General features: G+C 68.1%; 14 protein-coding genes and 1 tRNA gene. 7 read left to right on the top strand and 8 right to left on the bottom strand.

Going from position 1 to position 21,891, the window contains the following annotated elements; genetic code table 11:
- Positions 1–43 precede the first annotated feature (43 nt).
- On the top strand, positions 44–1,450 hold the full coding sequence (locus HBE64_RS11055; RefSeq protein WP_167101566.1) for an MFS transporter: 1,407 nt from the start codon (positions 44–46) through the stop codon (positions 1,448–1,450).
- Here HBE64_RS11055 and HBE64_RS11050 read toward each other — a convergent pair.
- Positions 1,447–2,151: an MgtC/SapB family protein gene (locus tag HBE64_RS11050; protein ID WP_167101563.1), complete on the bottom strand. Its 705-nt coding sequence runs from the start codon at positions 2,149–2,151 to the stop codon at positions 1,447–1,449. The two genes, HBE64_RS11055 and HBE64_RS11050, sit on opposite strands and share 4 nt — an antisense overlap.
- A gap of 98 nt (positions 2,152–2,249) precedes the next feature.
- On the opposite strand from HBE64_RS11050, the gene HBE64_RS11045 reads away from it, so the two are divergent.
- Positions 2,250–2,323: transfer RNA gene (locus HBE64_RS11045), tRNA-Cys, on the top strand.
- A gap of 133 nt (positions 2,324–2,456) precedes the next feature.
- Here HBE64_RS11045 and HBE64_RS11040 read toward each other — a convergent pair.
- Entirely contained in the window at positions 2,457–2,774 is a 318-nt protein-coding gene (locus HBE64_RS11040; protein WP_167101560.1) for a hypothetical protein, read from the bottom strand.
- Between the two features lie 96 nt (positions 2,775–2,870).
- On the opposite strand from HBE64_RS11040, the gene HBE64_RS11035 reads away from it, so the two are divergent.
- Positions 2,871–5,531, top strand: a complete 2,661-nt coding sequence (locus tag HBE64_RS11035; RefSeq protein WP_167096570.1) for a hypothetical protein — start codon at positions 2,871–2,873, stop codon at positions 5,529–5,531.
- Positions 5,532–5,544: 13 nt separating this feature from the next.
- Here HBE64_RS11035 and HBE64_RS11030 read toward each other — a convergent pair whose 3' ends face one another.
- Positions 5,545–7,011 carry a glycosyltransferase family 39 protein gene (locus HBE64_RS11030; protein WP_243841577.1) on the bottom strand — a complete coding sequence of 489 codons (1,467 nt, stop codon included), beginning with the start codon at positions 7,009–7,011 and terminating at the stop codon, positions 5,545–5,547.
- A gap of 410 nt (positions 7,012–7,421) precedes the next feature.
- Here HBE64_RS11030 and HBE64_RS11025 point away from each other — a divergent pair, with 410 nt between their 5' ends.
- The 3 genes from HBE64_RS11025 to HBE64_RS11015 all read left to right on the top strand — a co-directional run bounded on the left by HBE64_RS11025 (position 7,422) and on the right by HBE64_RS11015 (position 12,621).
- Positions 7,422–7,868: a universal stress protein gene (locus HBE64_RS11025; protein ID WP_167101553.1), complete on the top strand. Its 447-nt coding sequence runs from the start codon at positions 7,422–7,424 to the stop codon at positions 7,866–7,868.
- Positions 7,869–7,894: 26 nt separating this feature from the next.
- Complete coding sequence (locus HBE64_RS11020) at positions 7,895–8,917, top strand: magnesium transporter CorA family protein (RefSeq protein WP_167101550.1); 1,023 nt, start codon at positions 7,895–7,897, stop codon at positions 8,915–8,917.
- 368 nt (positions 8,918–9,285) lie between these two features.
- Complete coding sequence (locus tag HBE64_RS11015) at positions 9,286–12,621, top strand: right-handed parallel beta-helix repeat-containing protein (protein ID WP_167101547.1); 3,336 nt, start codon at positions 9,286–9,288, stop codon at positions 12,619–12,621.
- Between the two features lie 12 nt (positions 12,622–12,633).
- On the opposite strand, the gene HBE64_RS11010 is transcribed toward HBE64_RS11015, so the two are convergent.
- Complete coding sequence (locus HBE64_RS11010) at positions 12,634–12,858, bottom strand: hypothetical protein (RefSeq protein WP_167101544.1); 225 nt, start codon at positions 12,856–12,858, stop codon at positions 12,634–12,636.
- 79 nt (positions 12,859–12,937) lie between these two features.
- On the bottom strand, positions 12,938–13,615 hold the full coding sequence (locus HBE64_RS11005; RefSeq protein ID WP_167101541.1) for an MBL fold metallo-hydrolase: 678 nt from the start codon (positions 13,613–13,615) through the stop codon (positions 12,938–12,940).
- A gap of 83 nt (positions 13,616–13,698) precedes the next feature.
- Here HBE64_RS11005 and uvrA point away from each other — a divergent pair, with 83 nt between their 5' ends.
- Complete coding sequence (gene uvrA, locus HBE64_RS11000) at positions 13,699–16,599, top strand: excinuclease ABC subunit UvrA (protein ID WP_167101538.1); 2,901 nt, start codon at positions 13,699–13,701, stop codon at positions 16,597–16,599.
- A gap of 4 nt (positions 16,600–16,603) precedes the next feature.
- On the opposite strand, the gene HBE64_RS10995 is transcribed toward uvrA, so the two are convergent.
- The 3 genes from HBE64_RS10995 to lysX all read right to left on the bottom strand — a co-directional run bounded on the left by HBE64_RS10995 (position 16,604) and on the right by lysX (position 21,853).
- On the bottom strand, positions 16,604–16,918 hold the full coding sequence (locus tag HBE64_RS10995) for a hypothetical protein (RefSeq protein WP_243841576.1): 315 nt from the start codon (positions 16,916–16,918) through the stop codon (positions 16,604–16,606).
- A gap of 40 nt (positions 16,919–16,958) precedes the next feature.
- Complete coding sequence (locus HBE64_RS10990; RefSeq protein WP_208300674.1) at positions 16,959–18,440, bottom strand: alpha/beta hydrolase family protein; 1,482 nt, start codon at positions 18,438–18,440, stop codon at positions 16,959–16,961.
- 89 nt (positions 18,441–18,529) lie between these two features.
- Positions 18,530–21,853, bottom strand: coding sequence for a bifunctional lysylphosphatidylglycerol synthetase/lysine--tRNA ligase LysX (gene lysX / locus HBE64_RS10985; RefSeq protein ID WP_167101535.1), 3,324 nt, complete (start codon positions 21,851–21,853; stop codon positions 18,530–18,532).
- Between the last annotated feature and the right edge of the window lie 38 nt (positions 21,854–21,891).

Below are 21,891 nucleotides of genomic sequence, written 5' to 3'. Positions count from 1 at the left end.
TGCACTTGAGCTCAACTGCGGTTGAGCCTCTACGGTGATGCACATGACCGGGAAGACGGCGTCGGCCGAGGGCAGCTGGCGCGAGCTACTCGGAGATCACCTCGGTGCCACCGTCGTCCTGGCAGGCGGCGTGGCGATCTACGCCATCAACGAGTTCATCACCATGAGCCTGCTGCCGAGCGCGGTCGCCGACATCGGCGGCGAGCGGCTGTATGCCTGGGTGACCACGGTGTATCTGGTGTCGTCGGTCGTCGCGGCAACCACGGTGGGCCCGTTGCTGACCCGGTTCGGCCCGCGACTGTCCTATTTGGGTGCGTTGTTGTCGTTCGCGCTCGGCAGCGCAGTCTGCGCCACTGCGCCGTCGATGGAGCTGCTGCTGGTGGGCCGGGTGGTGCAGGGCCTGGCCGGGGGCGTGCTCGCCGGGCTCGGCTATGCGGTCATCAGCGCCGCGCTGCCCGATCGGTTGTGGACTCGTGCGTCTGCGGTCGTCTCGGCGATGTGGGGGATCGGCACCCTCGTCGGGCCCGCAACGGGTGGTCTGTTTGCCCAATTCGGTTTCTGGCGAGGCGGTTTCGGATCGCTGGCCGTCCTGGCCGTCGCGATGAGCGCGCTGGTGCCGATCGCACTTCCGGCTCGCGCGCAATCCCCGGACGGGGAGGGGCCGCGCAGCGGGATCCCGGTCTGGTCGCTGGTTCTGCTGGGATCGGCGGCGCTGGCCGTAAGCGCCGCGGCGATACCTCGCAACCCCGCCGCCATCGCCGCGCTCCTGGGTGTCGGAGCGCTGTTGGTGGCCACGTTCATCACCGTCGACCGGCGGCTAGGCGCTGCAGTCCTGCCGCGCAAGGCTTTTCAGCCGGGACCGCTCAAGTGGATCTACATGACATTGGGTCTTCTGATGGCGGCGACGATGGTTGACATGTATGTGCCATTGTTCGGCCAGCGGCTGGGCGGGCTGGCCCCCATCTTCGCGGGGTTTCTCGGGGCGGCGCTATCGGTGGGGTGGACGGTCGGCGAGATCGCCAGCGCCTCGATTACCAACAGTCGGCTGACGGTGCGGGTTGTCGCAGTCGCCCCTGTGGTGATGGCGGTCGGTCTCGCGGTGGCCGCGGTGACCCAAAATAGCCATGCCTCAACAGCACTCGTGCTGTTGTGGGCGGCCGCGCTCGCTGTCACGGGCGCCGGCATCGGGATGGCCTGGCCGCACCTGTCGGCATGGGCGATGGGCTCGGTCGTCGACGATTCGGCGCAGCAGGCGGTGGCGGCGGCTGCGATCAGCACCGTGCAACTGATGTGCGGGGCGTTCGGCGCGGGCCTGGCCGGCGTCATCGTGAACCTGCGGGCCACCCCCGATGCCACCGCGAGTCGGTGGATGTTCGGGGTCTTCGCGGTCCTGGCAGCAGTCGGCGTAGTGGCCTCGGCCCGGTCTGGGCGCGGCCGGGTTGCGGCCTAATCTTCCTTGTCGTCCATGCGCCGGACGCTGGTGACCCCGTCGACGCCGGCGACGGCGCTGGGTGCGTGTCGGATGCCCGAACCGGTCAGGGTGAGCAGGACCCCGCCATCAGGGTCGCTGTTGAGTGCGGACAGCGTCCACTTGTGTTTGTCGCAGGCGCCCAGGATTCGGCCGATCACGCCGCGGTTCTGTTCGTAGGTGATGTGCAGTCGCACCGAGCCTGACAGTCGCGCGGTCAGCCGCTGGGTCAGCGGCGTGAAGCCGAGCACGATCACGAAATGCAGGATCGTCACGACGATGGCCAGCTTGACCAGACCGGCGCCGGCGGCCATGCCGATCGCGGCGCACTCCCAGATCGCCGCCGCCGTCGTCAGCCCGTGAACCGCGCCCTGGCGGGTGATGATCAGGCCCGCACCCAGGAAACCGATGCCCGAGACGATCTGGGCGGCTACCCGCGAGGGGTCGACTTCCACGGTTCCCGGGCTTAGGACGTCGGAAAAGCCGTACTTGCTGATGATCAGGATCAGCGCCGCGGCGGTGCCCACGATGGTCTGGGTGCGTAGCCCGGCGGCCTTGCCGTGTACCTCACGCTCGAGCCCGATCAGGGCGGTCAGCCCGAACGCGATCAGCAGCTCGACGATCTGGCGGGTGCCCTGCCCGGGGCCGCCGAGTAGGGGCGGATCAGCCAACCAGGTCTGCATGCCGTCACGGTAAAGCGCGAAGCGCCGGGTCAGCTAGTGCTCACGCTGATCGAAACGCTGGCCGGGACCCTGCCGTGCTGGAATCGTGACCTTCACGTGCGGGTGTGGCTGAGTGGCTAGGCACCGGCCTGCAAAGCCGTTTACACGGGTTCGAATCCCGTCACTCGCTCCACGTTCTTCATCCGATCGGCCCTGAGCCGTCATCGCCCGGGTAACTGCTGCGGCACCGGTTAGCAACAGTTCGGTAACCGCCCGACCGGCACCGCCGCGCAGAACTTACACGTCTGTAGTTTTCCCCTCAGACCTCACCACAGGAACGGGGGAACCATGTCTCGAACCACCACTCGCATAGCGGCGGTTACCGCTATGGCGACTGTTGGGTGCTTCTGGACGGCTCCTTTGTTCAGCCCACGGGCGATGGCCGACATCGTTCCCGGGGTTCCGTGCGTCAACATCATCCAGCAGGTCGCCTCGAATCCTCCCGACCTCAGCCAGGGCATCCCCGGTTCGGCGTCGTCGATCTTCACCAACAACCCGCCGGTCGCCGGCGGGCCGATCCCTCCCGCGACCGTCCCCGGCACCATCAAGGTGCCGCCGGCCAGCGTCCCCGGAACACCGGGCACCCACTCTGTCGCCAGCGGCGCAACACCGCCCGCGACGGTTCCCGGCGCACCCCGCCCGGCGGGATCGTCGGCGGCACCGGCACCCCGCCTGCCGCGGTGCCGGGCACCCCGCCCGGCGGGATCGTCGGCGGCACCGGCACCCCGCCCGCCGCAGTTCCCGGGACGCCCCCGGGCGGTCTGGTCGGTGGCGTTCCGACACCTCCGGGCGGCGTCGTCGCCCCGCCGGCGGGAGCAGGACTTCCGCCCGCCGGAGTTCCCGGTGCGCCTATCGCTGACGCCGCGGCAGGCCTTCCCGGTGGCGGCGCCGGTGCTGCGGGTGCCCCGATCGCCGACGCGTCGGCAGGCCTGGAAGCCGGTGCACAGATCGGCGCCGCCGGTGGCGGCGCAGGTGCGGGTGCCGGTGGCGGCGCAGGTGCCGCCGGTGCCCCGATCGCCGACGCTGCCGGCGCGCTGCCGGGCGGTGTGCCCGGTGCGGCCATCTCGGATGCTGCCGGTGCGCTTGCCCCGGTGCCTGCCGCGGCCCCCGGTGCCCCCATTGCCGATGCCGCCGGTGCGCTTCCGGCTCCGCCGGCCGCCGTCCCTGGTGCTCCGGTTCCCGCAGCCGCCGTGGTACCGCCCGGACCGCCGGCTGCTGTCCCGGGCGTTCCGATCCCCGAGGCCGCAGCCGTTCCGCCCGGGCCGCCCGGCGGCGTGCCCGGCGTGCCCGCCGGCGGGGGAGTCAACGTGCCCCCAGGACCTCCGGCCGCTGTCCCCGGAGTCCCCGCTGCTGACGCTGTTCCCTTCCCCGGGACTCCGCCCGGCGGTGTGCCCGGCGGGCTCGTGACCGACACCGCCGCAACACCTCCGGTGCCCCCCGCCGGGGTTCCTGGAGTTCCCGCCGCTGCAGCGGTGGACACCCCGCCCGTTGCAGGGGTCGGCACCCCCGGCGCCGAGATCCCGGTGTCGGTCAGTACCCCCGGTGCTCCCGGCGTCGAAACCCCCGCCGCGCCCGCCGCCGCATCGGTGCAGACACCCGGCGTTCCTCCGGTGGCCAATCCTGGTGCTGCCGTGAACAATTCGGTGTCCACGTTGCCTCCTCCGCCGCTGTCGATCCCGGGCAGCTCGGTGGGCGGCGGCACACTGCAGGTTCCCGGCACCCCGCCGCTGACCCTGCCCGGTGTGCCCAGCGCAGCGTCCATCCCCGGCATCAGCACGCCGCCGGCCGCCGTTCCGGGCACGCCCGGAGCTGTTGCCGCCGAAGGTGTTCCCGGTGTGCCCGCCGTGGTTCCCGGTGCTCCTGCCGCCGCGTCCGTCGAGACCGCGGGCACCCCGCCCGCAATGGTGCCGGGCACCCCCGGCGGGCCGGTCGTCGAGGGCGGCGGAGTTCCGCCCGCCGAGATCCCCGGTTCGCCCGGTGCACCGATCGTCCAGACCGGCGGTACGCCGCCGGCCGCGGTACCCGGTACGCCCGGTGGACCCGTTGTCGAAGGTGGCGGTACGCCTCCGGCGGCGGTGCCGGGTGCGCCTGGTGGTCCCGTTGTCGAAGGTGGCGGTACGCCTCCGGCGGCGGTGCCGGGTACGCCTGGTGGTCCGGTTGTCGAAGGTGGCGGTACGCCTCCGGCGGTTGTCCCGGGTACGCCCGGCGGCGGCGAAGGCGGCGGTCTGCCGACCCCGCCCGCAGCGATCCCCGGCGCCCCGGTCGGTGGCGGCGGCGGTGTCCCCGCAGCCGGGGGCGTGCCTGCCGGCGCGATCTCCGACGCTTCCGGCGTGGTGCCTCCCGCGGGTGCCGCGCTGGCCGACAGCTCAGGTCAACTCTCCGACGCCGCCCTGCAAGCCGGCGCTGGAGCCGGCGGCGGCGGTGGTGCCGGTGCTGGTGCCGGTGCGGGTGGCGGAGCTGCCGCCGCGGGCGCCGTCGGCGCTCCGATCGCAGACACCTCCGGCGTAGTCAGCCCGGCGGCTGGAGTTCCCGCCGAAGCGATCGCCTCTGCCGCTGCCGGGTTGCCGGCACCGCCGGCAGCCCTGCCTGCCGCCGCTGTCGGTGGTGGTGGTGGCGGGGTGCCTACTCCGCCGGCGGCCGTCCCGGGCCTCCCGGGCGGTGGCGGTGGCGGTGGGCTTCCCACTCCGCCCGCCGCGGTTCCGGGTGTGCCGGTTGTTGATACGGGTCTGGTCCCGCCGACTCCGCCTGCGGCGGTTCCGGGTGTGCCGGTTGTTGATACGGGTCTGGTCCCGCCGACTCCGCCTGCGGCGGTTCCGGGTGTGCCGGTTGTTGATACGGGTCTGGTCCCGCCGACTCCGCCCGCCGCGGTTCCTGGCACCCCGGTCGTCACCACCGGCGGCACGCCGCCCACCCCGCCGACGCGGACGCCGGGCAGCCCCATCGGCAATATCGACGCCTACCCGGCGACACCGCCGCGGGCGGTTCCCGGCACCCCCGGCGTCAACGCCGCGGCAAGCACCCCGGGGCTGCCGAGCCTGATCCCGGCTGCGCCGATCGCCAACGCGGCGGGATCGCTGCCGACGCCACCTGCCCAGGTTCTGCCCGCGGTGGCACAAGGTGTCGCAACGCTGCTGTCGCCGCCGCAGGTGACGATCCCGGGTATCCCCGGCTTCGGCATTCCGCTGCCGACGACGATCTCGACGCCGCGCGACCTGCTGTGCGTCGGCACCGGATGGTCGGCCACCAAGCCCGGTTCGGAGTCCGGTGCACCAGCCGGCGCCCCCGCCGGTGCGGTGCTCGGGGCCGATCTGCCGAAGGCCAACCGCTGGTTCGACGACTAGCTCGTGATTTCGCCTAGCGCGTCGACTTGGTCACCTGGGCGAAGCTGAACTGCCAGCGCTCCACAACACGAAAGCCGAACCGGCTGGGAACCTGATACGCCATGGCACGGCCCAGACGTGGTCCCGCCGCCAGCGGTGTGCCCTGCTCGTGGTCGGGACGCGTCGTGTCACGCTCGGTGACTGTCCAGATGGTCGGGCAACCGGGCATCTTGTCGGCCCATCGCCAGATTGCGATATGGCTGTCCCACAATCGGTTTCGCGCAATCGCAGGCGTCCCGCGGCCGTAGTCGCGGAGCTTCTCGAAGGCAGCGGGGCGCGCGGCGATCAGCGGCCGGATCGGCCCCGGTTTCCAGGCCGCCGAGTTGTCCATGATCAGGCAGTCACCCGGCTTCGCGTAGCGGGTGATGACGTCAGCCACCTGGCTGTAGTCCATCCCTTCCTTCGCATACGGGCCGCGCTGAGCAAGGTAATTGGGCGTCGCTGCGAGGGCGAAAAGCAGCAGCAGCCCCGCCACACCCGCGCGTGAGCGTCCGACGTTCACGACGCACAGTCCGATCAGCAGTGCGACCGCAGGCACCGTGAACGACAAGTACCGGGGGTAGTACACCGGATGGCGCACAACGGAGTACACCAGCAGCGCGGCGGTGGGGATCACGATCCAGGCGATCGCCACGATGACCAGCCGGGCGGGCTGCGTGCCGGCCAAGGTGGCCCGGGACCGGCACACCACTCCGGCGACGATGACCAGCGCCGACAGTATCGCGAACGTCAGCGAATGATCGAAGTACTGCTCCTGCAGGATCTTTCCGACCGTGTGGAGGCCCAGGGGGGAGATCCACCCGATCTGGAACACCTGCGTCTGGGTGAAGTAGAGGAACGGCACCGCTGGCACGACGGCGGCCAGCGCCGCCATGGCCCAACGCAATCGGATGCTGCGCGAGTCCGACGAGACGCCCACCAGGACGGCGTGGACGCCGACGATGAGCACCACGAAGACGTTCAACAGCGTGCCGAGAAGGACCAGTGCCGCGTAGCCGGCCCACCATCGCGGCCGGTTGCGCCGAATCGCGGTGACGCAGAGGGCGGTCAGCCATACCCCGGCGACCATGCACAACGCATACGAGCGGGCTTCGATACCGGCCCAGGTGACGCGGGGGAGAAGGGCGAACACCACGCCCGCGGTCACCGCCACCGGGCGCGTGGAGAGTTGGCGTCCCACAACGACCACACCGGCCGCAGCGACCCCGACGGCCAGCGAGCTCGACAGCCGCGACCAGAATTCGGTCGCCGGGAAGACCGCGAACCAGCCGTGCATCAGCAGGTAGTAGAGGCCGTGGACGGCGTCGATATTGCCCAGCATTCGCCACAATTCGGCGAAACTGCGCGTGGAGGCGGAGATGGTGGCGGCCTCGTCGAACCACAACGATGGCCGGGCTGCCCCCGCCGCGCTGACCGCAATGGCGAAGATCGCGACGGCCACAGCATCGAAGTGTCGGGGATCCCCTGACCGCTCGAGGACGCCAGTGCTTCGCTCTGGCCGGAAAGTAGTGCTCACGCCGGTTATCTCGTACCCATGTCCGTTGGTGTGCCAAACGGTAACGTGCACGGCGGCCGACCGCGCGGCATACGCCCGGCGACATCGATTTGGCGGCTGCATTTGCATATAGGGCATTGGTGTGGCGCAGCCGACAAAGGTCATTGTGTGCGGTCCCGATTCGCAATTCGGGTTGCTGTCGCGAAACTCACGGGACTAACGATGGCTGCGTTTGGGCCGGTAAAGTGACTCGTCGAAACGTTGTGCAAATGCCAGCTGGGGTGAATCGCACCCTGGCGTGGTGAAGAGGCGTTACTGTTCCCGATGGCGCTGTCATTGGAGACTGGAGGGTACGAATGGGCGGTTACAAGACCGTGGTCGTCGGAACGGACGGCTCGGATTCCTCGCTGCGTGCGGTCGATCGGGCGGGCCAGCTCGCCTCCGATCCCGGTTCGAAGGTCATCGTGGCGACCGCCTACTTCCCCGCCTCGGAGGACACCCGGGCAGCCGATCTGTTGAAGGACGAGGGCTACAAGATGGCGGGCAATGCCCCCATCTACGCGATCCTCCGCGAAGCACGTGACCGGGCCAAGGCCGCAGGCGCCGCCGATGTCGAGGAGCGGGCTGTCGTCGGCGCCCCGGTCGACGCCCTGGTGGAGCTGGCCGAAGAGACCAACGCCGACCTCCTCGTCGTCGGCAATGTCGGCCTGAGCACCATCGCCGGCCGTCTCCTGGGTTCGGTGCCCGCCAACGTGGCACGCCGCTCCAAGAGCGACGTGCTGATCGTGCACACCACGGGCTGAGTCCGCGTCGTCACCAGACCACGGCCGTGAGCACGCCCCAGGACACCGTTCGCACCCGGCTCTGGATCGACGGTGAGCTCAAAGCGGAGAACTTTCCGCTCGCGGACGTCTCGACGCATCTCGGCGAGGACCGCGCGCTGGTCTGGGTGGACCTGTGCAACCCCGATCACGACACGTTGTGCCGGCTGGCTGACGAACTCAATCTCGACGCGCACGCCGTCGAAGATGTCGTCGAGCGCAGTGAACGCACCAAAGCCACCCGCTACACGACCCACACCTTCTTGACGGTGTACGCCACGGCGCTCGGCCCCGAGTTGCCAGATGACCTCCAGTCCCGCTTGCTCACCGCACGGGTGTCCATCTTCGTGCTGCACGGCGGCGTCGTGACGGTGCGCCACGAAATCGACCCGCAGCGACCGGTTTTCGACGTCGAGGAGGCGGTCCGCCGCTGGGACGACAACACCGACCTGTTGCGGCTCGGCAGCCCGGCGCTGCTGCACGGCCTGCTCGACGTGATCGTCGACGGCCAGTTCGAGACCATTCAGGACCTCGACGACGCCATCGAGGCCCTCGAGGACGGTCTGTTCGACGACCGGGCGGTGACTCGAAAGTTCCAGCGCGACACCTACCGGCTGCGTAAGGAACTCGTGGAGTTGCGCCGCATCGTGCTGCCGATGCGCGAGGTCATCAACACGATCATGCGTCGCCGTGCCGAACGTGGCGACACCATCGAGCTCGACAGCTGGTACGCCGATCTCTACGACCACGTGATCCGTGCCGCCGAGTGGACCGAGTCGCTGCGCGACATGATCACCACCGTCTTCGAGACGAACCTCTCCCTGCAAGACGCCCGGCTGAACACGATCATGAAGAAGCTCACCGGTTGGGCCGCCATCATCGCGGTCCCGACGGCGGTCACCGGGTGGTACGGCCAGAATGTGCCGTACCCGGGCTTTCAGAGCGCGGCCGGTGTCATCGCCAGCGCGGCGATCATTCTGGTGACCTCGGGTCTGCTGTATCTGGCGTTCAGGCGGCGGGGCTGGATCTGAGGCCCCCAAACCTCGATTAGTGACACTCGCGCAAATTCCTGTGCGGCAAACAGCGTGTCGGTACGCTTTGGCCGAACAACGGCCGGCCGGGATCGGGGGGAATCGTGGTTTCTCGGAGCATGCGGTTTGCGGCGGCAGCCTTCGTCGTCGGGGTGTCGCTCACGGGTCCGCAAGTTGCGGTGGCGACTGCCGACGGACCCGACAGCGACTCGACAACGACGGCGGACTCGGCGAGTGCGGCTGCCGGGAATCGCACCGGGGCGACCGCGCGGTCAGGCAGGCCGGCAGCCGGCGTCACGCGCGCCGATCGCCGCGGCCGGGCGCCGGTTGGTTCCGCCGCGGCCCAGCGTGCCCGAGGTGCCGGTGCCGTGGTGCGGCCACCGGTATCAGCGTTGCGAACCGGTCAGTTGTCGCCGGACGTGAACATCACGGCAGCGCAGCCGGTTTCGGGTGCAGCAATCGATCCTGAGCTGACCGTAACGTCCGCCGCTGGTGCGGTCGGACAGTTCCCGGTCGCGGCGCGGGATCGGGTGGCGGCGCTGTCGGTCGGCAATAGTGGATGCGCGGCGTGCTGGGGGTTGGAGGCGCCGTCGATCACCCAGGCGGTCGGCACGGTCGTCAACCACCTGTTCAATTCGGCATTCACGTTGTTGTCCAGCTTCCCCGGTTCGCCGATCTCCGATCTGGTCGCCGGGGCGTTGGTGCTGATCCGGCGGGGCCTGTTCTTCGTCCCGGAGGGTGTCACCGCGAGCATGGTGGGTAACTCGCTGAACGTCACAGTGAATACCGGCAGCGTCGCGTACTTCCGCCAGAACGGTTCGGCGGTGCAGGTGTCGGGGGACCCTGGATTCGTCGGCGCCGAGAGCTTCTACGACACCACCCCGATTGATGTCCTGGTGAGCAACGGCGGTAATGCGGGATGCGCCGGTGTGGTGCTGACCGCGGGCACGGTCAACGGCAATCTGAAGACCTCGCAGATCGACGATCTTCGGTTCGGTGCCGGGGCGGCGTTCAGCAGCCAGGTCACAGCCACGGTCACCCGTGGTGTCCTGACGTTGCGTGATGCGGTGCGCGGTCTGGGCGGCGTGCAGTTCAACGGCCCCGTGATCCTGGCCGACGACGTCGAAGTCGATGCCGGCCTCGGCGACGCCACATTCAACGGGACAGTCGATGCAGCCCGGGCCGGCAAGCAGGGCCTGACGGTGACCGCTCTGGGCGCCACCAGCTTCGCTGCTGCCGTCGGTGGCCACAGCCCACTTGCGAGCCTGGTGACACAGGGCATCGCGCCGCTGAACGTTGCGCAGTCTGCCGACACCAAAACGATTCCGCTGCATTATCTTCCGGAGTTCAACACCTCGGGGCCGGCGGCGGTGAAGTATGGCATCGACGTGGCGATCGGTGACAACCCGTCGCAGCTCTACGAATTCGACACCGGTGGTATCGCATTCTTCGCGGGCTACAACCCGACATTCTGGAGCAACGTCCCGCTGACGTCGACGCCTATCTCGGAGACCTACTCGTCGAGCATCTACTACAACGGCGTCATCGCCGATACTCGCATCACCCTCGGTTCGGGCTCGCAGACGGTGTCCACCGGCCAGCCCATCCAGATCGCGGCCATTCTCAACGGTGGAAATGCCAACAACAGCACCGCATTCGATTTCACCAACCCCGCCGCTCCGCCCGTCGAGGACAGGTTCTTCGGTGACTTCGGCGCGTCGTTCACCACCTTGCCGGTCCCCGGGGACAGCACCGCGCTCGCCAACCCGTTGTTCCAGCTGCCCGGTAATCTGTCCAGCGGATTCCTGGTTCAATTGGGCCCCATCGGAATTCAGCCGCAGCTGACCGTCGGCATCACCGACGCCCTGCGCGCCCAGTTCCCCTATGCGGTGCCGGTGACACCACAGCCTGGCGGTGGCACCTATCCGGTCTCCGGGTACGACGTGCTGAGCTGGTTCGGCTTCGCGCCGAGCTACACCGCGACACTGGCCGGTGATCAACAGCAGATCGGCGTCACCCCGACGCTGCCGTCGCTGATCGACAGCGGCGCGCCATCCACCGGGATCCGGCTGAAAGGCCAGGGGGGCAACCCCTTTGACGACAGCGGGCAGTTGCAGCCCGGCGCGACCTTGACCGCGGTTTTCCCCACCACACAGGGCCGCTCGCCGTTGACGTGGTCGTTCCCCGCCGGTGACATCGGATCGGTCAACCTGGTCAACTACGAGCAAGGTCAGACCCTCAACAACATCCAGAACGTCAACACGGGCCTGAATCTCTACAACGCCTTCGACGTGATGTTCGACGTCGCCGAGGGTGTCATCTGGCTGCGGCCCACCGGCGGCCAGGCCACCGTGTCATTGTCGTCCGTCACGACCACGGGCGCCCAGACCTACCGCCAGAACGCCCAACTCACCGGCACCTACACCGCGAACAGCGGTGACTTCTCCGTCGCCGGTGTGACCACATTGTTGGGCAACACCGTTGTCAATGCGGGCAATGTCAGGTTCTCCGGCACGGTCGACTCCATCAGCGGAGCACAGACGTTGGCCGTGAACTCCAGCGGAAACACCACCTTCGCGCGGGAGGTCGGAAGCCAGCTGGCGCTGGGCAGCCTGACCACTGATGCCGGCGGAACCACCAGCACCGCGTCGGTGCAGACCACCGGCAACCAGATCTACGGCGACCCCGTGTCGCTCAACGGCCTGTACGCGGCCGGCGGCTCGTTCTCGGCACAGGGCGCGACCACGCTGACCGGCCCGACCAGCGTATCGGGCGGCGACATCACCTTCAACGGTCGGATCGACTCGACACCGGCTGCGGGCTACACGCTGACGCTGCAGCCAGGTGACGGCAAGACAGCATCGCTCAACGGCGATGTCGGAGTGAGCAATCCGCTCGGCGGACTCACGGTCAAGGTCGCCTCCGGCGGTTCGGCCACCGTGCTGGCTCCCAAATATGTTGCACTGTCCGGTGATCTGGGCTTCTCCGCCGATGTGGGACTCTATATCGGTGACGGTGTGACGGCGAAGTTCACCGGCGGTGGGGTGATCCGCCAGTTCCACGACAGCGGCGTCGTCCTCGGAGAGTCGACCGGATCCGTCATCGCCGGTCTCGCCATCAGCACCAACGGCCGCGACGGTATCCAGATCAACGGAGCCACCAACCCGCAGGTCACCAACAACGTGATTCTGGGCAACGGAAAAGCCGGGATCGATCTGGTGAATACCGACGGGGCGACCGTGTCGTCCAACACCATCCTGAACAATGTCGGTGCCGGGGTCATCGTCGACACGGGTACCGGCAACGCAATCCTGTCGAACTCGATAGCGGCCAACGGCGGCGCCAACGGTCTCGGCATCAGCCTCACCAATGGCGGTAACCGCAATCAGCCCACGCCGCAAGTCCATTCAGTGTCGCTCAACCCCACCCTGGCGACGATGACGGTGGATGCCACCATCACGTCGCGGCCCGACTACAGCGGCACCTTCACCGTCCAGGCGTTCTACTCCGCGGCTGGGAGCACTACCGCGGTGCAAGGCCAACAGCTGCTGTACCAGCAGGCTTCCGTCGCGGCCGGTGATGTGCAGTTGTCATTCCAAGTCCCGGCGGCCCTCTCCGGGGGTTACATCACCGTGACGGCGACGCCCGACACCGGTCCGCGTGACACCTCGGAGTTCTCCAACGGTGTGGCCGTTCCGGCGTGAGCCGAGCCCCGGCTACGGCTCGGGGGTGTGGTCGTCGGTCGCGGTGAACACCTCTTTGGTCCGCTCGACCGCGTGGGTGGCGATGTCGACGGAGTCCTGGACGATGGCGCTGACTCCCTCGGTGACGTTTCCGCGCAGCACGTGAGCGGCGTCCTCCACGATGTCGGAGGCCTTCTCGACGGCGTGGGTAGCGATGTCCCTGGCCGCGTCGAGTGCATTCTTCGGATCGAAGCCCATTGGACCCTCCTGATGTTCGGTGGTGTCGACACTAGACCCCTTGGGCCTGGAACACGCGCTGGTCAAGCCAAGTGGACGTTCACCAGCCGCGTTCGCGCCACTCGTCCAGGTGTGGCCGCTCGGCACCGAGCGTGGTGTCGTCGCCGTGACCCGGGTATACGACGGTGTCGTCACCGTAGGTACCGAACAGCCGGCTGGTGACGTCGCCGAGTAGCTCCTCGAAAGCGCCTGGCTCCCATGTCTTTCCGACACCGCCCGGGAACAGGCAGTCACCGGTGAACAGGTGCGTCTCGGTGCGTTGGGCGGTCGGGCGTAAGGCCAGCGCGACCGAACCGGGGGTGTGGCCGCGCAGGTGGACGACGTCGAAGGTGAGATCGCCGACAGCGATGGTGTCGCCGTTGGCCAGGAACCTGTCCGGCTTGACCGGCAGCGGCTCGGCGTCGAGCTGGTGCACGGCGGTGGGCGCGCCGGTGGCCTCGGCCACCGCCGCCAGCGCCTGCCAGTGGTCGAAGTGCTGATGGCTGGTCACGATCAGGGCCAGCTTCGGTGCGTGCTCGCCGACCAGCTCGACGAGCAGTTCCGGGTCGTTGGCCGCGTCGATGAGCAGGCTCTCGCCGGTCGCGGAACATGTCACCAGGTAGGCGTTGTTGTCCATGGGGCCCACCGATGTCTTGATGATCGTCGCGCCGGGCAGGGTGCGGCGTGACGAGGTCCGGGATTCGACGTGCCCGGTGTAGCTGTCGTCGACGACTGTCATGGTCGCCACGTTACTTGTCGGAGGGTCGACATAGCATGGGGTGATGTGTCGGGTGCCCGGAAAACCCGCAGGAAGGGGAGCTGGTGGCTGACCGGCTGATTGTCAAGGGCGCGCGCGAGCACAACCTTAAAAGCATTGACCTTGACCTGCCCCGCGACAGCCTCATCGTGTTCACCGGGCTGTCCGGGTCGGGCAAGTCCTCGTTGGCGTTCGACACCATTTTCGCCGAGGGCCAGCGCCGCTACGTCGAGTCGCTGAGTGCCTACGCACGCCAGTTCCTGGGCCAGATGGACAAGCCGGACGTCGACTTCATCGAAGGCCTGTCCCCGGCGGTGTCGATCGACCAGAAGTCCACCAACCGCAATCCGCGCTCGACGGTCGGCACCATCACCGAGGTGTACGACTACCTGCGGCTGCTCTACGCCAGGGCCGGCACTCCGCACTGCCCGGTGTGCGGTGAGCGGATCGCCCGGCAGACCCCCCAGCAGATCGTCGACCAGGTGCTGGCCATGCCGGAGGGCACCCGCTTTCAGGTGCTCGCCCCGGTGGTGCGCACCCGCAAGGGCGAATTCGTCGACCTGTTCGACAAGCTCAACACCCAGGGCTACAGCCGGGTCCGGGTCGACGGCGTGGTACATCCGCTCACCGACCCGCCGAAGCTGAAGAAGCAGGAAAAGCACGACATCGAGGTGGTCGTCGACCGGCTGACGGTCAAGGCCAGCGCCAAGCAGCGCCTCACCGACTCGGTCGAGACGGCACTGACTCTGGCCGACGGGATCGTGGTCCTGGAGTTCGTCGACCGTGAGGACGACCACCCGCACCGCGAACAGCGGTTCTCCGAGAAGCTCGCCTGCCCCAACGGGCACCCGCTGGCGGTCGACGACCTCGAACCACGCTCGTTCTCCTTCAACTCGCCCTATGGCGCCTGCCCGGAATGCAGCGGCCTTGGCATCCGCAAGGAGGTCGACCCGGAGCTGGTGGTGCCCGATCCGGAGCTGACGCTGGCTCAGGGTGCGGTGGCGCCGTGGTCGATGGGCCACAACGCCGAGTACTTCACCCGCATGCTGTCGGGCCTGGGGGAGGCGCTCGGGTTCGATACCGACACCCCGTGGCGCAAGCTTCCGCTCAAGGCGCGCAAGGCGATCCTCGAGGGCTGCGACGAGCAGGTGCACGTGCGCTACAAGAACCGCTACGGGCGAACCCGCTCCTACTATGCCGACTTCGAAGGTGTGATGGCGTTCCTGCAGCGCCGCATGGAGCAGACCGAGTCCGAGCAGATGAAGGAACGCTACGAGGGCTTCATGCGTGACGTGCCCTGCCCGGTCTGTGACGGCACCCGCCTCAAGCCGGAGATCCTGGCCGTGACGTTGGCCGCGGGGGAGTACGGGGCGAAGTCCATCGCCGAGGTCTGTGAGCTGTCGATCGCGGATTGCTCGGATTTCCTCAACGAACTCACGCTCGGCTCGCGTGAGCAGGCGATCGCCGGCCAGGTCCTCAAGGAGGTGCAGTCGCGGCTGGGCTTCCTGCTCGACGTGGGCCTGGAGTACCTGTCGCTGGCCCGTGCTGCCGGCACGCTGTCCGGCGGGGAGGCCCAGCGCATCCGGCTGGCCACCCAGATCGGTTCCGGCCTCGTCGGTGTGCTCTACGTGCTCGACGAGCCGTCGATCGGGTTGCATCAGCGGGACAACCGCAGACTCATCGAAACCCTCACGCGCCTGCGGGATCTCGGCAACACGCTGATCGTCGTCGAACACGACGAGGACACCATCGCCCATTCGGACTGGGTGGTCGACATCGGTCCGGCCGCAGGTGAGCACGGCGGCCGCGTCGTGCACAGCGGCTCGTACCAGGACCTCCTGAAGAACACCGAGTCCATCACCGGTGCGTACCTGTCCGGCAGGCAGAGCATCGACGTGCCGGCCATCCGCCGGCCCACCGACCGCCGCAAACAGCTGACCGTCGTCGGCGCACGCGAACACAACCTGCGCGAGATCGACGTCGCCTTCCCGCTCGGGGTGTTGACGGCGGTGACCGGGGTGTCGGGCTCGGGTAAGTCGACCCTCGTCAACGACATCCTGGCCGCGGTACTGGCCAACAAGCTCAACGGTGCCCGCCAGGTTCCCGGCCGGCACACCCGCGTCAACGGGCTCGAGCACGTCGACAAGCTGGTCCGGGTCGACCAGTCACCGATCGGGCGCACCCCGCGATCCAACCCGGCCACCTACACCGGGGTGTTCGACAAGATCCGGACATTGTTCGCCGCCACCACCGAGGCCAAGGTCCGCGGGTATCAGCCCGGCCGCTTCTCGTTCAACGTCAAAGGCGGTCGCTGCGAGGCCTGTTCGGGTGACGGCACCATCAAGATCGAGATGAACTTCCTGCCGGACGTCTACGTCCCGTGCGAGGTGTGCCAGGGCGCCCGGTACAACCGGGAGACACTCGAGGTGCACTACAAGGGCAAGACGATCTCCGAGGTGCTCGACATGTCGATCGAGGATGCCGCCGAGTTCTTCGAACCGATCACCAGCATTCACCGCTATCTGCGCACCCTCGTCGATGTCGGCCTGGGATATGTGCGCCTGGGCCAGCCTGCGCCCACGCTGTCCGGCGGCGAAGCACAGCGCGTCAAACTCGCCGCGGAGTTGCAGAAGCGGTCCACCGGGCGCACCGTCTACATCCTCGACGAGCCCACCACCGGTCTGCACTTCGAGGACATCCGCAAACTGCTCAAGGTCATCAACAGCCTTGTCGACAAAGGCAATTCGGTCATCGTCATCGAACACAACCTTGACGTCATCAAGACCTCGGACTGGCTCATCGACATGGGTCCCGAAGGCGGCGCCGGAGGCGGCACCGTCGTCGCCGAGGGCACACCCGAGGACGTCGCCGCGGTGCCGGAGAGCTATACCGGCAAGTTCCTCGCCGAGGTTCTGGCGGCACCAGCGCCGAAGCGGACCACCAAGCGACGTAAGGTCAGCGCGTAAGGGCTCAGCCGTCGGCGGGCTTGCGCATCGAGGCGCGGATCTCTTCGAGCTTGTCGTGTGCTGCCCGCTGCCGCGCCTCGTACTGCTCCTCGATGCTGCGGCCTTCCGGTGTCTCGGCGTCCAATTCCGCTGAACCCAGGGCGGTTCCATACCGGGTCTCGATCTTTTCGCGCACCGAGTCAAACGTCGGCACACCATCGGCGGTGTAGCCGGTGTCCACGGCAGGTGCAGGTGCGGGGGCCGCCGGCGGCGACGGTGGCGGCGCAGTCGCCGGCTCCGCCTCGGGTTTCGCGTGGCGTGGGATGTAGTCGTCGGCCATAGCAGTCACCGTACCCCCGGCAGGCGGCGTGCCCGCCGGGTTAGCGCACGGCGGCTTGGAGTGGCGGTGGACCGGCGGACGCGGCGATCGTCACCGGTTCCGGCGGGCCTGCGGGCGGCCCTGGCAGCGCCTGTGGTGCCACCCCGGGTGTGCCGATCTGGCCGGCCAGCCAGGGCAGTGAGGCGGTGAACACCCGCGCCGCAAACGGCCAGTCGTGCTTGCCCGGTTGGGCCACCACCGCACAGTTGATGCCGTGGGCGCTGCCCAGTGCGCACAGGGAATTGGCCGCCGACGTCTGGTCGCCCGGGTTGGGGTTGGCGTCGCGCCCGCCAAGGCCGGTCGCCCCGACGTTGATGGCCTGCGGCGCCGTCGGGGTGCTCGACGGATTGCCCGAGATCGCGAACCAGGCCGAGATGCCTTGGTAAGGGCCATGTTTAGTGATCACCGTGGCCGGATCAAACGACGCGTACGCTGCGGCATCACCACCGAACAGCCGGTCGATCGTCTGCGTCTTGTTACCGGAATTAGGGGCGAAGTCGCCGGCGATGTCGACCAGTGAGCTGAACATGTCGGGATGCATGGTGGCCAGGTCGACGGCGCAGGTGCCACCCATCGACCAGCCGACGATGCCCCAGTGGGCGCGGTCCCTGCTGACCCCGAAGTTCGATTCCATGTAGGGCACTACGTCTTTGGTGAGGTGGTCGCCGGCGTTGCCGCGCGGGCCGTTGACGCATTCGGTGTCATTGTTGAACGAGCCGCCGGAGTCGACGAAAACGAACACCGGTGCGTTGCCGTGATGCGCGGCGGCGAACTCGTCGATGGTCTTGATGGCATTGCCCGCCCGCATCCAGTCGGCCGGTGTGTTGAACTCGCCGCCGATCATCATCACGGTGGGCAGTGCGGGCGGCGGGTTGGTGGCGAAGTACGCCGGCGGCAGGTAGACCCACTCGCTGCGGTGTTTGAAGTGCGACGCGTCACCGGGAATGGTCACCGACACGACGGTGCCGGTGGCCGGAATGCTGTGGTGAGCCACCATCGCGGTCACGGTGGCGCGGTCGGTCTGATCGGGCAGCGGACCTGCGCTCAGTTGGTTCCAGGCGGTCTGCATGGTGGGGAAGTAACCCACCCACAGGTTGAGCATCAGCGCGGTGCATAACGCGCAGAGCGGGATCGCCAGCACCGACATGGTGCGCCGCCACCAGCGAGCACCGCGCCAGCCCACGACCGCCACCGTCACGGCCAGGCCGGTGACACCGATCCACACCCACAGCTGCCGGGGTGCCGGATCGCCGGCCAGTCCGTTGTCGGCGATATTCCAGTAGGTGTAGCCCGCGATCAGGGCGCCCACCGCGGCGGCGACGGGCAGCCACAGCAGGCGCCAGCGCCGGGATCGCCAGCCCATCGCCAGGACCAGCACGACGGCGGCGACGATCTGGGCGGTCAGTGGCACCCAGCCGTGCATCAACGAAATGCGTTGGTGGAACGGACTCGCCGGGTCCGCGAGGAACGTGTCGGCGACCATCGTCGTCGAAGGTGTCACCGCTCCATGGTGACCACGCGACCTTGGAGGTCGCTGTGAGTCAGCAGTGAGCCGGCGTCAATATCGGCTGCTCAGCGGGGCTTGGCCAGCGGGAACGGCAGCGTCTCGCGGATGCTTCGGCCGGTGATCAGCATGACTACACGATCGACACCCATGCCCATCCCGCCGGTCGGAGGCATGGCGTACTCCATGGCCTGCAGGAAGTCCTCGTCGAGTTCCATGGCCTCCGGGTCACCGTCGGCGGCCAGCAGTGACTGCTCCTGCAACCGGCGGCGCTGCTCCACCGGGTCGGTGAGTTCGCTGTAGGCGGTCCCCAGTTCGACACCCCAGGCCACCAGGTCCCAACGTTCGGCGACGCCGGGGATGCTGCGGTGCGGCCGGGTCAGCGGCGATACCGACGTCGGGAAGTCGGTGTAGAACGTGGGCGCTTCGGTACGGTCTTCGACCAGCCGCTCGTAGAGCTCCAGAACCACCGCACCCGCATCCCAATGCGTCAGGTACGGCACCTTGGCAGCGTCACACAGACGCCGCAGCACGGGTAGTTCGGTTTGGGCGTCGACCCGCTCGCCCAGGGCTTCGGATACGGCGTCGTGCACGGTCTTGACCCGCCAGGTTCCGGAGATGTCGACGGGCTCGAGCTTCTCGTCGGCGCCGGCAGTGCCTGCAGCGGGCCGCATCACCACTGCTGATCCGTTGGCGGCGATCGCCGCGTTCTGGATCAGCTCGCGGCAACCGTCGATCCACACCAGATAGTCGGCATGCGCCTGATAGGCCTCCAGGAGGGTGAACTCCGGGTTGTGGCTGAAGTCGACGCCTTCGTTGCGGAACGCGCGGCCCAGTTCGAACACCCGCTCCACACCGCCCACGCAGAGTCGCTTGAGATAAAGCTCAGGAGCGATGCGCAGATACAGGTCGAGATCGTAGGCGTTGATGTGGGTAGCGAATGGCCGGGCGTTGGCCCCGCCGTGGATCTGCTGCAGGATCGGCGTCTCGACTTCCAGAAAGCCCTTGGCGAACAGTGTTTCCCGGATGGCGTGCAGGACGTTGCTGCGGGCCCGGATCAGGTCGCGCGCTTCCGGGTTGATCGCCAGGTCGACGTATCGGGCGCGCACCCTGGCCTCGGGGTCCTGCAATCCTTTTCGCTTGTCGGGCAAGGGCCGCAAGCACTTTCCGATCAGCCGCCACTGCTTCACGATGAGCGAACGGGTGCCGTTCTTGCTGTAGCCCATGTGGCCGCCGGCCTCGACAAGGTCACCGAGGTCGACGGCGGCGAAGTCCTCGGCGGCACCGTCGAGCGTTGACTTGTCCAGCAGCAGCTGCACATCTCCCGACCAGTCCCGAAGCAGGGCGAACACCACGCCGCCGTAGTCGCGGGTGCGCAGGATCCGCCCGGCGATGGTCAGGGTGACGTCGTCAGCTTCCGCCACGGCCTGGGCCACCGTGTGGCTCGGGGGAGAGCCGACCGGGTAGGCGTCGATACCGTTGTTCTGCAACGTCTTCAGTTTGGCCATCCGTACGCGGACCTGATCGGGTAGTCGCGGCGCGGTGGACTCTGCGGTGCCCCCGATGAGCGGTTTGTCGACGTCGGGCGCGCTGCCGTCGGCATGTAACCGGCCGCTGGCGGCCAAGTCATGCGGGACCGCCGAGTAGTGGCCGGTGTGCTGTTTGGCACGCCGGGAGAACGGCAGCACCAGGAAGCCTTCGGCGATCACCGAGGCCACCCCGACCCGGGGAATCAACCGGGCGTCCTCGTAGCAGGCGTAGCGCGGCACCCAGTGCGGCAGGTACTTCATGTTCGACCGGTACAGGGTCTCCAGCTGCCACCACTTCGAGAAGAACACCAGCAGTGCCCGCCACAGCCGTGCCACCGGGCCGGCGCCCAGTTGGGCGCCCTGCTCGAATGCCGAGCGGAACATCGCAAAGTTCAGCGAAACCCGGCTCACGCCGAGGTCTTCGGCGTTCTGCATCAGTTCGCTGACCATCAGTTCGATGGTGCCGTTGGGGGATTGCGGTGAGCGGCGCATCAGGTCCAGTGACAGTCCGTTGTTGCCCCAGGGAACCAGCGAGAGCATCGCTACGACGTCACCACCGGATCCGTCCGAGCCGTCGCCGCTTACTGCCTCGACCAGCAGGCAGTCACCGTCGGCGGCATCACCGAGGCGGCCCAGCGCCATCGAGAAGCCGCGTTCAGTCTCGGTGTCGCGCCAGGTGTCTGCGCGTTTGATCACCGCGGCCATCTCCTCGGCGGAGAAGTCGCGATGCCGACGGAACCGGACGGTCAGCCCGGCCCGGCGGGCACGGGTGACGGCCTGGCGCACCGCACGCATGTCGGAGCCGGAAAGGTGGAACTTGTCCGGGTAGAGGATCGCCTCGTCGCCCAGCTGCAGGGCATTGAGCCCGGCCTCGCGAAAGGCCTGCGCCCCAGTAGAACTCGCGCCCATCACCCCTGGCGCCCACCCGTAGTCCTGGCACAGCCCGAGCCAGGCGGCGATGGCCTGTTGCCATGTGCGTGGGTCGCCGATCGGGTCGCCACTGGCCAGGCACACCCCGACCTCGACGCGGTAGGTGATCGCGGCCCGGCCGCTGGGGGCGAAGACCACCGACTTGTCCCTGCGGGTGGCGAAATAGCTCAGGGAGTCGTTCTTGCCGTAGACCTCCAACAGTCCCCGGATCGCCGATTCGTCCTCACCGGTCAGTGCGTTCTCGGCTCGCTGGGACTGGAACAACACGACGGCCGCCACCATGAGAGCCAGCGCGCCGAACAAGCCGAGCAGCGCGTTGACGAAGACGTGCGGGTGCCCGGTGAAGGCGTCGGCACCGGCGCCGGCGAACGCGCCGACGCGGTTGAGGGCGTACCAGAACCGGTCTTCGCGGGCCAGGCTTCCCGGGAAGAACTCGAGTAGACCCCATCCGACGAACGTGCCGATCGTCATGCCGGCGGCCAGGGTGGCCGCTGCCTTGAGCAACGCGCCGCGACGAACCCTGGCCCAGAATTCCCGGTAGGCCAGCAGCAGGAAACCGATCGACGCGACGTGGAAGACCACACCGATGACCTCGCCGACGTCGACGGCGGCCGACTCCTTGCCGGTGAGCAGGTCGACGGCGTTCCACACCGCTGCCGCGGCCATGTAGAACACGAGGATCCACCAGGCGATGCGTTTGCGGGCCGCCAGTGCGGCGGCGAGCAGTCCCAGCACGAACGCCCACGCGAAGCTGGTGTCGGGGAAGTTGAAGATGTAGTCGTTGATGAACTCGCGCGGCACCTTGATGATGTGGCGCAGCAGCGGCGAGAGGCTCGACAGCAGCGACAACGTGGCGATGACGCCGATGAGCCAGCCGGCTGCGGCGGGCACCCAGTGGAAGCGTGAGATTGGCCGACTCGTGGTGACGGTCATAGGCCGCGAGGATATTCCGTTGTCCTGCGAAATGCCTG

Origin of the sequence: Mycobacterium sp. DL592 (assembly GCF_011694515.1) — a bacterium.
Lineage (GTDB): Bacteria > Actinomycetota > Actinomycetes > Mycobacteriales > Mycobacteriaceae > Mycobacterium.
This window is presented reverse-complemented; position numbering and strand designations above follow the sequence as displayed.